The organism is Oligella sp. HMSC09E12 (assembly GCF_001808505.1).
GTDB lineage: Bacteria > Pseudomonadota > Gammaproteobacteria > Burkholderiales > Burkholderiaceae_B > Oligella > Oligella urethralis.
Window position 1 is genome coordinate 13,683 of record NZ_KV793603.1, and the last position, 14,169, is coordinate 27,851.

Here is a 14,169-nt window from a genome sequence, read left to right on the forward strand (position 1 = left end):
ATTTTTTTATGCGCTAAAAATAGCTTTGCCAGAACTGTAAATGCTTTTTCACCCGGGTTAAACCCACATAGAACTCATTTTGTGCACTCTCTACGCCGGCTTTTCTAGGTAAAAAGCTATGTTCATCCGCACTATACAGCACCACATGTTCAAACTCTTTACCCTTGGCTTGTGCCACGGTCAAGCATTGCAAACCAGAACGATCATTCCAAGCGCGATATAGGGATTGACTGATCTGCGGCCACGTCTCAAAACTCGTGCCTAAGGAATGAAGGATGCGCAATAAGATTTGCCACGAACTAAAATGATATTCCGACGAGAGGCCTGCCGATTCAATCATTCTAAATAATCCCGCTTGCTCAGCAAAGTCATTTAATAATGGCGCTAGCGGCTGCTGCATACTACTTTTTAAAATACCTCTCAGGGCCATAATCATGGCCTCACTAAAAACCGGATCCCCCTCGCTACGCGATAAATGCATGAATGTATAACTTTGAAAACTCTTCGGATCCGCGGCCTTAATAACTTCAGCCTTGGCCTCCGCACTAAGTAAACAGTAGGCGCCTTGATAAAAACGCTTTACATCATAGGAAAATGCTTTTTTTGCTGCACTCATTGCAATCTGTGGTGCTGCTGCTAGATTAAACCCTGGCTCAAACGCACTCTCTGCTTGCTCACTAAGCACCGTGCGCAAAGGAGACTCCGCAGTCTTTAAGGCATACAGCACATTTACCAAACTCACCACATGCAGTTGCGACAAACGATAACTGAAGCGATAGGCGCCACGCGTATGCATCCAAATTTGCCAAGCTGCTTTCATCAGTTGCAGTTGATTTTGTGCAATTAATGCGACCCGGTTACGTGGCTTACTTAACAACTCCGGAAAAACATGCTTCGCCCGATAGTCTATCTGAACTGCTGGTTTAGCGGCTGCCTCAATACGCTTGCCGCTCGCTTTGGACGCCAAATCAGCAATGCCCTCATCAAAACGATAACTAAAATTTTGCGTCACCACCCCGGCTTGATACGTCTCAACAAACTGATTAAAGACGAGCTCCGTATCTGCACCACGCCAAGCAAAGACGTTTTGAGCGCGATCACCAACCGCCATCACAAAGCTATCACTGCCAATCATGCTTTGAATAAACGCTAGCTGTAAGGGCGAGACATCATGAAACTCATCGATAAAAATAAAGCGATAAGCACGCAAAGTCTTACTCTGCTCAAAGTAATCATGATGATATAAATCACTGACCGCTTCAGACGCTCGCCGAAAGCCTTCCCGCTCTCTATAACCGCTTAAGCTCGCCTCACTTCGACGATACCAAGTCCAACGCAATTCCTCATAACGCTCAAAGCAAGCGGCAACCAAACGCAAATCAAAATTCAGTCGATCCCCGCAAATCTCCTGCTGCTCTTCAAAGGTACTCGCTTTGTATGCCAGACTGGCCCGAAAATAATCCAAGTCCTCTAACAGCAACCACATATCTTGCTCACTTAATTGAGGCGCATAAAAGTCCATCACCTCAAACTCATCGCAGACCGCTTCGACCAAATCCGGCAAAATCCGCTCCACAACCTCATACGAACTGAGTAAGCTACGCTCATCGCCCAGTTCATGCAAGGCCTCCATGGCTAAGGCATCAATCGTGCTAATCTTATTCTCATCGTTTAGCACTAAACCCATCTGACCGGTATACTCTCTCAGCACCTCAGCCCCAGCGCGACTAAAGCTCAGCATCAAACGCTTACCGGCTTCATCTCGATGCAACAGCATCTGCTTAGCCAGTAAGGTGGATTTACCACTACCGGCCACACCTTCAATTAGGATTGCGCGCTTATTTTGCTGTACGAAAAAAGATACATCACTCATGGTTCACATCTTGCCTTTCATGGATAAGCGCAAGTAAATCTAAGTTTCGCTGACTTTCAAAAAAATGCGCTGCACCCGTGATCGGGTCCCTAAACCCAATCGCTCGCGCCAAAAGCTGTAGCGGATTGCTAAAATCATCTGCCGCCCGCTCCGGTGCCAGTACGGGATAAAAATTATCATGACAAATTGGCATACCCAGGGCATTCATATGCACTCGCAGTTGATGCTTTTTACCACTTAGTGGCTTCAAACCATAATGCGAGAAGCGCTCGCCACGCTGTAATAACTCAATCACGGTCTCACTATTAGGCGCTTTGTCCACCTCAATCATGGTGAAGTATTGCGGACTTTTGGTGATATGACTTTGATGCACGACAGGAAAATTCAAGGTCGCTACGGTTGGAGCAATGGCTTCATAGTACTTCTCCACATGCCGACCTTGAAAGAGACTTTGATAGGCACCACGATCCTCTGCTCTTAAACTAAACACAAGCACCCCCGCCGTTTCTCTATCTAAGCGGTGAATGGGAGAAATCTCCGGTCGATTCAATTGCTTACGTAAACGCGACAAGGCCGTTTCATGCAAATAACGACCACTGGGAATACTGGCTAGAAAATGCGGCTTATCCACCACCAGTAAGTGCCTATCCTGATATAGAATATCCAGCTCAAACGGCACCTCAACCTCATCCGGTACCTCACGATAATACCAGAGCCAGCTATCGGGTACATAGGCACTATGACGATGATAAGGCTCACCGGCTGCGTTAACAATCTCACCTGCGGCAAGACGTGCCTCTATGATCTCAGCCGGCATATAGGGAAAGCGCTCGAGCAAAAAGCTCAGCAAATCCTGCCATTGACCCTCACGCGGTAGGTATAAACGACTGGGATTCACGCCACCCCGCATGGCCAATGGTGCTTTCATAAAATTAAAATAAGGAGCGCTTAGTCCACTAAGTCGAAGCCAGCCTCATCCAGCGCCGTACGAACCACCTCTAAGTCCAGCGCAGCCGTGGACTGAACAGTGGCACCCGCCTTTTCCAGACTCACCGCCACATGCTCCACGCCGGGAAGCGCAGCTAACAACTCACTTACATGCTTAACGCAGTGATTGCAGCTCATCCCATCAATCCGAATAAATTGCTCTTGCATCCTCAACTCCTAAAAACGATTATCACCAATCCAGCGTGTGATTTTACCCGATCCGAGCGACCCTCGACTCATTGACACCATCCTCCTCACCGGGACGGATCACCGAGCCGTCTAAGGCCGTCACCCCACGCAAGCCCACCGAATAGACCTCAAAACCTAAACGCTCAAAATGTGGGCTATAGTCATAATTATCATGGTGATGCCCATGAAAAACCGCACAGGCCCCCATCTGCCTAGCTAAGCGATCAATAACCGCAAAACCAAAGCGATTACAGGACGGCGCCTCATGCGTTACTAAAATATCTGCCTTTTGCGCACGTAGCGCCATAAAGGTCTCGGGGAAAATTGAACTGCGATTACGTAAAGACACGCCACCTCGCCAAAGCTGACGTGGATGACAATCCCTCACATAATCCTCGGGCGAAAAGTAGTTCCAACACTCAGCGGCAGGATGCCAGATCTTACCCCTAAAAACACCGCCTAGACCCGCAATACGAATACCGGCCAACTCCACCACACGACCGTCAAGATTAAAGTCGGCCATCTCAGAGTGATACAAATGATCAAAATACTGCTCTTCGTCCGTGTCATGATTACCAGGAATCCACCAGACCTGGGTCAATTGCCGCACCTCACGAAATACTTCCTGCATCGGTGCCGCCAACTCTAAATCACCAAGCAACACGATAGCCTGCGGTCGATATTGCTCCACAATCGGCAAGCAATGATCGAAACCACCATGGAGATCACCGAAAAACAAGACTTGATGCTTCATAGATTTAAATCACAGGCAATTCTATTCCTTAAGTATAACGTATCTCATCGATAGCGCTTGAGGAGGAGTGCTTCCAACACACTAGGACTATCAATAAATACGCTTTTTCCCTCATTGAACGAGTCTCTAAAACTCATTAAAATCGGACCATTAATAATGACTTACTCAAATCAAAGGAGACAGCATGAGCAATTTCTGGTCCTCAGCACCTCATACAAAGCGCCCGGGCAAAGCCCTACTGCTAAGTGTATTAGCTACAAGCTTAGCATTATCTTCAGCGGCCTTTGCCCGTGAAGCAAATATTAAAATCACCGCTCCCACCAGTGCCGTCGCCACCCATCATTATGATTATGAGATGAATGTCTTTCATCCGGTTGAAGCGACGAATGGTATGGTGGCAACCGAGCAAAATCTAGCCAGCCAAGTCGGTTTAGAGATACTCAAAAAAGGGGGTAATGCGGTAGATGCCGCGGTAGCGATCGGTTTTTCTTTAGCCGTTAGCCTACCTAATGCCGGTAATATTGGCGGTGGCGGTTTTATGTTAGTGCACGATGCTAAAAGCGGCAAAACCATCGCCTTGGATTTCCGCGAAAAGGCCCCGGCGGCCGCTTCAGAAACCATGTATCAGGATGAGCATGGTGAAATTATCCCACGTAAATCATGGTACACCCACCAAGCCATTGGCGTACCCGGCACCGTGGCCGGCCTCACAAAAGCGCTTGAGCAATGGGGCTCACTGCCATTAGCCGAGGTTATGCAGCCAGCCATCGAACTGGCGGAAAAAGGCTATGAAGTCAGTCCAACCATGGCTAAACTATTGCAAGTAGAAAAAGACAACCTAGGCAAATGGCCTACGACCAAAGCAATCTTTTTTAAAGGTGAGGAGCCTTTGACTACCGGTGACACCCTAGTACAAAAGAACCTCGCTAACAGCCTAAAATTAATAGCCAACGAAGGTGCTGATGCCTTTTACAAGGGTGCCATTGCCGATGAAATCGTGCGTGATCAGCAAGCCCATGACGGTTTAATCACCAAAGAGGATTTAGCAAATTACGAGGCAGTTGAGCGTGAGGTGGTGCGCGGTGACTATCGTGGTTATGAGATTGTTTCCATGCCCCTACCCAGCTCTGGCGGTATTCATATCGTACAAATGCTAAATGCCTTAGAGCATATTCCCATTAAGGAATCCGGTGTTAACAGCGCTAAAACCATCAGTTTAATTGCTGAAACCATGAAGCGTGCCTATGCCGATCGTTCCGAATACCTCGGTGACAGTGATTTTGTCAAGGTACCGACCAAGCAATTAACTAGCAAAGACTATGCCAAAAGTATTGCTGAGACCGTCCTCGAAGGCAATATCACCCCAGCTCAAGAAATCAAACCGGGCGACTTAACACCTTATGAAAGCGATCAAACCACTCATTACTCAGTGGTTGATAAAGAGGGTAATGCGGTTGCCGTGACTTATACTTTAAACCTAAACTTCGGTAGTGGGATCGTGGCGGGCGACACCGGTATTCTGATGAATAACGAGATGGATGACTTCTCCTCAAAACCCGGTGTACCAAATGCCTTTGGCCTTATTGGTGGTAAAGCCAATGCGATTGAGCCGAATAAACGTCCACTGTCTTCAATGTCACCAACCATGGTGTTAAAAGATGGCAAGCCTTGGCTAGTGACTGGCAGCCCCGGTGGTGCGCGTATTATCACCACAGTATTGCAGCAAATTATCAATGCCGTCGATTTCGGCATGAATCCTGCCGCAGCCACCAACACGCCGCGCTTCCATCACCAATGGTTACCGGATGAGTTACGCCTTGAACTAGGCTTTAGCCCGGATACCGTTCAACTACTCGAAGACGCAGGCTATAAGGTCAGTATTAAACCAAGCATGGGCCGCACCCAGACCATTCAAATCATTGACGGTACCATGTACGGTTATTCTGATCCACGCAATCCGGACGGTGCCGCTTTAGGCTATTAATTATTTGAAAAATGGCTGAGTTCCGCTTAAGAAACTCAGCCATTTGCCTGGAGAAACCTACACCTAAACTACACGTCTAAGTTTGCCGCCAATAGCGCATTTTCCTCAATAAAGGCACGTCGAGGCTCCACCTGATCGCCCATCAAAGTGCTAAAGACGATATCCGCCGTGATGGCGTCTTCGATCTGCACACGTAGTAAGCGACGTACCTCAGGGTTCATCGTCGTCTCCCACAATTGCTCGGGATTCATCTCACCCAGACCCTTATAACGCTGCTTAGTGACCTGACGCTCGGCCTCAGCAGTGAGCCATCTGACCGCATCGCGGAAGTCATTAATACGCTCCTGACGACGACGTTCACCCTCACCCCGATAAACCACCGCACGCTCGCCGATCAAACCAGCGAAAGTCTCGGCAGCACGCTTTAACAAAGCATAGTCCTTACTCTGCACGAACTCACTGTCCAACACAGTCACACGGATATTGCCGTGATGATTACGATTCACCAGAATACGATGCTTATTCAACTCCTGATCGTAATCCAAGCTAAAGCTCAGCAAATGGGGATGCGCCGGATCGACCAGTGCCGCAGCCAAATCATCCATACTCCGTTGAGCAGCCGCTTCACTACTTAAATCAATCGCTACCCCCTCGGCGATCACCGATAAAGTATCCATATCGTAGTTACGCGACAAACGCTCGGTGACCGTCGCCACTTCATTGTAAAGCTCGAACATGTTCTTTAGCGTCTCACCTTCAATCGGCTCTGCCCCCTCATAAGGAATAATTGCCGCATCTCGCAGCGCCACTTCCTCCATAAAGGCAAGCTCTTCCATCTCATCCTTGAGATAACGCTCCTCGCGGCCAAGCTTCACCTTATACAGTGGTGGCTGCGCAATATACACATAACCGCGCTCAATTAACTCTGGCATTTGGCGATAAAATAAGGTCAATAACAAGGTTCGAATATGCGCACCATCCACGTCCGCATCCGTCATGATAATAATGCGATGATAGCGTAACTTGGAAATATCAAACTCTGGACCAATACTGGTGCCCAAGGCAGTAATCAAGGTCGTAATTTGATCACTTGTGATTAAGCGATCAAAGCGTGCCTTTTCCACATTTAAGACCTTACCGCGGAGAGGTAAAATCGCTTGGAACTTACGATCACGGCCCTGCTTAGCCGAGCCACCCGCCGAGTCACCCTCCACGATATAAAGCTCGGACTTAGCCGGATCCCGTTCCTGACAATCCGCTAATTTACCCGGTAAACCGGCACCCTCTAATAAGCCCTTGCGACGGGTACCTTCACGTGCGCGACGAGCAGCTTCACGCGCCGTTGCCGCCTGCACCACCTTTTCACAAATAGCACGCGCATCCTGCGGGTTTTCTAGTAACCAGGTCTCTAGACTTTTGCTGAGCGCCTCCTCAACCGCTGGTCTCACCTCACTAGATACTAAGCGGTCTTTGGTCTGACTACTAAACTTTGGCTCAGGTACTTTGACTGATAAGACACACGCTAAACCCTCGCGAATATCCTCACCCTGAGTGGCTACCTTGGCGCGCTTAGCTAAGTCATTATCAGCGATGTATTTATTAATCACGCGGGTCATTGCAGCGCGCAAGCCGGTCAGGTGTGAACCACCATCACGCTGTGGAATATTATTGGTAAAACAAAGCACCTGCTCGTTATAACCGTCATTCCACTGCATCGCCACATCCACGCCGACATTAACCCCACCAGCTTCAGACTCCGATGAGCTATAAAAAATCGTATCGTGAATGGTGCTACGGCTTTTGTTAATAAACTCCACAAAACCCTGCACCCCACCGGCGTAGGCGAAATTCTCCTCGCGACCGTTAATCTCGTCAACTAGACGAATACTGACCCCGTTATTTAAAAAAGACAGCTCACGTAAACGCTTGGAGAGGATATCCCAGTGATACTCAATCGATGAGAAAATACCCACATCCGCTAAATACTGCACCTTGGTGCCTGTTTTGTCCGTGGTACCCACCACCTCTAAAGGACCCTGTGGTACCCCCTTAGCAAATTCAATTTGATGCACCTTGCCGTCACGTCGAATGGTTAAACGCAACCACTCGGATAACGCGTTAACACACGCCACACCCACGCCATGTAAGCCACCAGACACCTTATAACTGTTTTGGTCAAACTTACCACCGGCGTGCAGCTCGGTCATCACAATTTCAGCGGCACTACGTTGATGCTCATCACTTGGCATCACATCCGTCGGAATACCGCGACCATTATCCACAACAGAAATTGAACCGTCCGTATGAATGGTGACAACAATATCATCACAAAAACCGGCTAAGGCCTCGTCAATTGAGTTATCGACGACCTCAAAGACCATATGATGTAGACCCGTACCGTCGGAGGTATCACCGATATACATCCCCGGACGTTTACGCACCGCCTCCAGTCCTTTGAGGACCTGAATACTACCGGCACCATAGCCTTGGGATTGAATATTTTCTGTGTTTTCGCTCATAATTTTACTGATTGATTAAATGCGCAATGGCATCACGACATATTTGAAGTTATCGTCGCTTTTTAAGTTGATGATGACTGATGAACCCGAGATAGGCTTGAGCGATACGATAATATCCTCATCCTTGATCACGGACAGTGCATCGAGTAAATAATTCACATTGAAGCCAATTTCCAACGGCTCGTAGCTGTAATCAATGGCTAAACTATTAATCGCTTCCTCTTGCTCCTGGTTGGTAGCGAAAATCTTAAGTTGATTGTCATTAAAGCTTAGCTTAATTCCGTGCAGACGGTCATTAGCCACCAAAATACGGCTACGCTGAAGATTCGATTGTAGCTCCTCGCGATTAATGGTCAAATGACGCTCGTAATCGGTCGGAATAACGCGTTTATAATCAGGGAAACGACCCTCGATAAGCTTAGACACCAACACCACATCGCCAAAGGCAAAGCGAATTTGTGAATGCTTAGCGCCCTTATTGAGACTGATAGATACCGGCTCATCAGACTCATCTAATAAACGCTGCAATTCAATCACCGTCTTGGCCGGTAAAATCAATTGTCGCTCCTCTGTAAGTGGGGTCTCAATAGCCTCAGCCAGATGGGCCAAACGGTGACCATCAGTGGCCACGGCACGCACGCTATCCGGCTCCACCACTAACAGGATACCATTTAAATAGTAGCGAATGTCCTGCTTAGCCATGGCAAAGGACACCATATTAAATAAGCGTTTAAGTGTTTTTTGAGGTAATACAAAGGTATCTGGAATCGCCTCAACGCTGTCTGGCTGTTGCCAGCTCTCGGGCTGATCCACCTGCGGAAAGTCCTCGCCTGGCATCGTATGCAAGCTAAAGCGGCTGCGACCACACACGATCTGTAGCTTCGCATCCTCCAGCGTAATATCCACCATGCCACCGCTCGGTAAGGTGCGTAGAACCTCCAAAAACTTACGTGCCGACACCGTCACTAAAGCGGATTCCTCACCCACACCAATATCGGCGGTGGTGGTAATTTCTACCTCTAAGTCAGTGGTGGTAAACTCCACGCGATTGCCAGTTTTTTTAATTAAAATATTGGCTAAAATCGGCATCGTGCTACGACGCTCAACAATACCTATCACCGTGTTGAGCGGCTTGATTAAAACTTCACTACTCGCCTTTAGTAATTGCATGACTTTCCCTTTGTAATTATCCCTTTAGTGATTGCTCTAAAACGCGTAAATGATGGTTAAGCTCTTGATCACTCATTCTTTCCTTGCTGATTTTATTGACCGCACTGAGCACTGTACTATGATCCCTGCCACCAAAATAATCAGCGATTTCGTTAAGACTCTTTTGTGTCAATTCCTTGGCTAAATACATAGCAATATGACGTGGTACAACGATATTGCGCTGACGACGCTTTGATTGCATATCGGATACTTTGATTTTATAGTATTCTGCAACGGTTTTCTGAATATTCTCAATTGTAATCTGTCCAATGGATGCACTTAATAAATCTTTAAGGGCGCCGCGACAAATTTCTACGGTTAAGTCCTTATTACCGTAAAACCCTGCATAAGCAATGACCTTGGTCAAGGCCCCTTCCAACTCTCGTACATTACTACGCACATGCTTAGCAATAAAAAATGCCGACTCATCAAGTAATCTAAATTCGCGATGGTCCTCTGCCTTTTTATGTAAAATCGCCACCCGCAACTCTAGCTCCGGCGGCTCCACACTAACCGATAGACCGGAATCAAAGCGCGTGGTTAAGCGCGGATTCATATCCTGCAACTGCCGCGGATACGTATCCGAGGTAATCACAATCTGCTTATTATCCCGCACCATTCTTTCAAAAATATGGAAGAACTCTAATTGCGTGCGCTCTTTACCACTAAAGAATTGGATATCATCAATTAATAACACATCCAAATTTAAATAATCACGCTGCCAAGCATCATTGGTCTTGCGCTTAATCGAATCCACCATACTCGTGAAATACTCATTGGCGTGAATATAGCGAATCCGTAAACCGGGCTTCTTTTTTAAAATGGCATTGCCCATCGCATGCATCACGTGCGTCTTACCTAAACCCGTGGCGCCATAAATATAAAAAGGGTTATAACTCAGCTCATTACCCGAATAATCATCCACAATCTTTTTAGCGGCGGTCACCACAAGCGCATTAGAACGGCCCTCAACCAAGGTATCAAAGCTTAATTCCTTTAATAAATTGGTTTTTTCATAGGCGTCTTGGTAATTTAATTCGGCAACTAAAGCATCCTCATCCAAGCTCTCAATACGCACTGCGGGCATCGTGATGTCTTCATCCGTTGCGCTATCGCTCTCTGCCTCAGGATACAACTCCTTGAGTGCTCCAATCACCTCCGATAAATCAGGCGCAGACTCGCTAGCACGATCAGCAGTAGCCGCCGCTTGCTGCTTTTTAGCTTGTGCTAAGGCGGCGGCTTGACGTGCTAACTCAACCGCTTCAAGTAATTTTGTCGATTTACCAGTAGACTCGGCAACCGCCTCAGTGGCAGACTCCACCGCAATCGTCGCCGCGGATGGGGTAGGCGCCGGCGCTCTGGTTACTGGACGTGCAGCACGCGCACCAACTAATAAAATATCTACCTGAATATCCGAACGCTCATACCACGCCTCAGCAATTGCCTTAATACGTGCCGCATAAGAGTCTCTAGCCCACTTTTGCTTAATCGGATTAGGTGCCGACAGCGTCAACACACCCGAAGCCTCATCAAAAGACTCGAAGTCTAACGGTTCAATCCACGCATTGACTTGCTCAACAGGGTACTCCTGAGCAAGCACAGAAAAGCAATGCGACCAAAAATCACTCATACAACAAATCACCGTAGGCATGATTAAAAAGAGTAGACTATTTTACTCTGCCGAGATAAAGTTATCCACAATGTGGATAGATTGTGGATAAATCAAAAAACAAGACGGTATTCGCCACCTATTTGCTGCTTTTAAGTCATAATTATGACGTAGTCGATTGACTTTATTACTTTTTTTAGCGATAATTTATAGTTTTCACTAATTTAGCTTTTAGGTCATTAGTTTATTGCTCTAATATCAAGCATACAAATAAAGCAAAAAAGTAGCGACCAATAAATTAATTGCCTCACCTAATTAATTATTAAAAATTAAGGAATTTTGACATGAAACGTACTTATCAACCATCAGTTACTCGTCGCAAACGCACTCACGGTTTCCGTGTTCGCATGAAAACCAAAGGCGGTCGTGCTGTGATTAATGCACGTCGCGCTAAAGGTCGTAAGCGCTTAGCTGTTTAATCATAGCTCAAGCTCAGATTAAGCAGTTTTCCTGTCGCACCCTTGGTGAGATAGCTATTCCGGTACTTCCAAGATCTCTGCAATAACAGGTCCTAAAAGCGATGAGTGGCGCCAAATTTCCTAAATCTGCGCGCCTACTGCGCCCCAACGAATTCACTCAAGCCCTACGGGGTAAGCGAATTGGTCGAGGGGCGTTTTTTATGCTCAATCGATATATCCACTACTCTGCGCCCGACAGCAGCGCCAGACTCGGTTTAGTTATTGCCAAACGTCATGCGCCAAAGGCGGCCAGTCGCAATGCCATAAAACGCGTCATTCGAGAATCCTTTCGAGTGCGTCGCCACGAGCTTGCGCCCGGAGACTATGTGGTTCGACTGCATTGCAAAATTCCCGCTTGTTCTTTGACTGAATTGAAAAAAATCACGCGCCAAGAGCTTGATAGCTTATTTGATTCAGCTAAATAGAAGGAGACGGTGATGCGCTTAAAACAACTGTTTATCTTGCCGATTCGCTGCTACCAATATTTTCTGAGTCCTTGGATCGGCCAATCATGTCGCTTTACACCGAGCTGCTCAAACTATATGATTGAGGCAATTGAAACGCATGGCGTGTGCAAGGGATTATGGTTAGGGACTAAACGCATTGCGCGCTGCAATGGTTTTTTTAAAGGCGGACACGATCCGGTCCCCCCTAAAAAAGGTAGCTAAAGGCTATGGCTTTTCCATCAACCACGCTTTTTATAAATAGCAAAGGACTAATGTGGGTTAAACTGTTATGTTGTTTGACAGCACATTTTCCCATCGATTTAGCAAGAAATAACTAATGGATACTAGACGCTCCATCCTTTGGATGATTTTTGTATTTTCTTTGTTCATGATTTGGAATAACTGGATGAGCTATCGCAATCCACCCCTTCCACAACCGACTGAACAACAATTGCAGGACGCTCGTCAACCCGATCTTGCAACGCCTACCCCCATTCCTTCTGCCAGCGGTACCAATGGTACTCAACAGCTGACACCCATGGCTGACAGCGCAGCAACGGCTGGACAGGAAATTATTAATGTTCGTACCGATTTATTTAATCTCTCCTTTGATACCAAGGGAGCGCAAATTGTCGGTGCTGAACTGTATCTGAGCCGCCCCGAAGATCCTGATGCTGTACATAATTTTGTACTATTGGAAAACGGTGAAAATACGTACACCGTGCAGAGCGGCCTGATCGGTGATGCAGGTAAAAACTACCCTAATCAAAACACCATTTTCCGTATGGTCTCCAACGAGACCGAGATGAGCGGTGATACCCTAGCGGTTGTGTTTGAAGCTGAAAGCGACGGTTTAAAACTGACCCGTACCTACACTTTCCATCGCGGTTCTTTTAAAATCGATGTGAATGACAGCGTAAGCAATATCAGCGCTGAACCACAAACACCTTCGCTCTACTTACAAATCACCCGTGATAATCATGACGCACCCGGCGGTACCTATTTCTATAAGACCTTCTCCGGTTTTGCCATGTACACGGATCAAAATCGCTTCGAAAAAATCTCTTTTTCCGATATTGATAAAAACAATCTGTCCCATGCTAGTCACACTAATGACGGCTGGATTAGCTTTATTCAGCACTTCTTTGTGACTGCTTGGGTGCCTGAAGAAGGTAAAGAGCGTCATTACAATATACGTAAAATCGCTAGTAATCTCTACGCCATCAGTGCAATTGAGCCTTTAGGCACCATTCAGCCTGAGGCCACAGTAAGCAGCAATTCTGTCCTTTGGGTCGGCCCACAAGCGCAAGAGCAGCTGTCTGAAATTAGTACAGGCTTAGATTTAGTGGTTGACTACGGTTGGCTAACCATCATCGCCAAACCCATGTTTAAGTTCATGACCTGGTTATATTCTTTTATCGGTAACTGGGGTTGGACAATTGTAGTCTTGACCATTATCATCAAGATTATTCTGTACCCACTGTCAGCCGCAAGCTATCGCTCCATGGCCCGCATGAAAAATGTCGGTCCACGCATGCAAGCCATTAAGGAACAATACGGTGACGATCGTCAGAAAGTCAATCAGGCCATGATGGAGCTATACCGTACAGAAAAAATTAATCCCCTCGGCGGCTGCTTACCCATACTATTGCAGATCCCGATTTTCCTAACCCTCTATCGCGTGATTTTAGCCAGTGTGGAGCTACGTGGTGCACCATGGATTCTATGGATTCAGGACTTAGCCGTGGCCGATCCGTACTTTATCCTACCGGCCATCATGACAGCAACGATGTTCTTGCAGTTTAAATTGAATCCTACCCCACCGGATCCAATGCAAGCGCGTATCATGATGATTATGCCGTTAGTCTTCGGTGCCATGATGTTTATGTTCCCAGCCGGTCTAGTACTTTACTGGGTTGTGAATAACATCCTCTCCATCATGCAGCAGCAGTATATTACCCGCCGCTTAGCACGGGCATCTAACGATAGTAAGATGTAATTACGCTTAATGCTGTGACTTAAAAGCCGAGAATGGATTTCTCGGCTTTTTTGTATGTTTGCCCAGCGAGGTTGGCAAACCC

At 47.0% G+C, this 14,169-nt stretch carries 12 protein-coding genes; 5 read left to right on the forward strand and 7 right to left on the reverse strand.

The window, feature by feature from the left end:
- Positions 1 to 13: 13 nt before the first annotated feature.
- From HMPREF3179_RS09255 to HMPREF3179_RS09270, 4 genes are read right to left on the reverse strand one after another with little or no spacing between them, the layout of a single operon-like run.
- Positions 14 to 1,873, reverse strand: coding sequence for a UvrD-helicase domain-containing protein (locus HMPREF3179_RS09255; protein ID WP_070470869.1), 1,860 nt, complete (start codon positions 1,871 to 1,873; stop codon positions 14 to 16).
- On the reverse strand, positions 1,866 to 2,801 hold the full coding sequence (locus HMPREF3179_RS09260) for a pseudouridine synthase (protein WP_070470871.1): 936 nt from the start codon (positions 2,799 to 2,801) through the stop codon (positions 1,866 to 1,868). The genes HMPREF3179_RS09255 and HMPREF3179_RS09260 overlap by 8 nt, the downstream gene beginning before the upstream one ends.
- A gap of 20 nt (positions 2,802 to 2,821) precedes the next feature.
- A complete protein-coding gene (locus HMPREF3179_RS09265; protein WP_018027078.1) occupies positions 2,822 to 3,028 on the reverse strand; it encodes a heavy-metal-associated domain-containing protein in 207 nt (68 codons plus the stop codon).
- A 43-nt stretch (positions 3,029 to 3,071) separates the two neighbouring features.
- A complete protein-coding gene (locus HMPREF3179_RS09270; protein WP_018027077.1) occupies positions 3,072 to 3,803 on the reverse strand; it encodes a metallophosphoesterase family protein in 732 nt (243 codons plus the stop codon).
- Positions 3,804 to 3,987: 184 nt separating this feature from the next.
- On the opposite strand from HMPREF3179_RS09270, the gene ggt reads away from it, so the two are divergent.
- Positions 3,988 to 5,787 (forward strand): gamma-glutamyltransferase, encoded by a 1,800-nt coding sequence (gene ggt, locus HMPREF3179_RS09275; RefSeq protein WP_210398766.1) that lies wholly within the window; start codon positions 3,988 to 3,990, stop codon positions 5,785 to 5,787.
- Positions 5,788 to 5,855: 68 nt separating this feature from the next.
- Here ggt and gyrB read toward each other — a convergent pair whose 3' ends face one another.
- The 3 genes from gyrB to dnaA are packed head-to-tail and all read right to left on the reverse strand — an operon-like array spanning position 5,856 to position 11,145.
- Entirely contained in the window at positions 5,856 to 8,306 is a 2,451-nt protein-coding gene (gene gyrB / locus HMPREF3179_RS09280; RefSeq protein WP_070470873.1) for a DNA topoisomerase (ATP-hydrolyzing) subunit B, read from the reverse strand.
- Positions 8,307 to 8,321: 15 nt separating this feature from the next.
- Positions 8,322 to 9,476: a DNA polymerase III subunit beta gene (gene dnaN, locus HMPREF3179_RS09285; protein WP_048767348.1), complete on the reverse strand. Its 1,155-nt coding sequence runs from the start codon at positions 9,474 to 9,476 to the stop codon at positions 8,322 to 8,324.
- Between the two features lie 16 nt (positions 9,477 to 9,492).
- Positions 9,493 to 11,145: a chromosomal replication initiator protein DnaA gene (gene dnaA, locus HMPREF3179_RS09290; RefSeq protein ID WP_036559793.1), complete on the reverse strand. Its 1,653-nt coding sequence runs from the start codon at positions 11,143 to 11,145 to the stop codon at positions 9,493 to 9,495.
- Between the two features lie 323 nt (positions 11,146 to 11,468).
- Between dnaA and rpmH the strand changes: the two genes are divergently transcribed.
- The 4 genes from rpmH to yidC all read left to right on the forward strand — a co-directional run bounded on the left by rpmH (position 11,469) and on the right by yidC (position 14,087).
- Complete coding sequence (rpmH, locus tag HMPREF3179_RS09295; RefSeq protein WP_018027072.1) at positions 11,469 to 11,603, forward strand: 50S ribosomal protein L34; 135 nt, start codon at positions 11,469 to 11,471, stop codon at positions 11,601 to 11,603.
- Positions 11,604 to 11,704: 101 nt separating this feature from the next.
- Positions 11,705 to 12,067, forward strand: coding sequence for a ribonuclease P protein component (rnpA, locus tag HMPREF3179_RS09300; RefSeq protein ID WP_036559796.1), 363 nt, complete (start codon positions 11,705 to 11,707; stop codon positions 12,065 to 12,067).
- Between the two features lie 12 nt (positions 12,068 to 12,079).
- Positions 12,080 to 12,310 (forward strand): membrane protein insertion efficiency factor YidD, encoded by a 231-nt coding sequence (gene yidD, locus HMPREF3179_RS09305; RefSeq protein ID WP_048767342.1) that lies wholly within the window; start codon positions 12,080 to 12,082, stop codon positions 12,308 to 12,310.
- Positions 12,311 to 12,425: 115 nt separating this feature from the next.
- Positions 12,426 to 14,087, forward strand: coding sequence for a membrane protein insertase YidC (yidC, locus tag HMPREF3179_RS09310; protein ID WP_036559798.1), 1,662 nt, complete (start codon positions 12,426 to 12,428; stop codon positions 14,085 to 14,087).
- Positions 14,088 to 14,169: the final 82 nt, after the last annotated feature.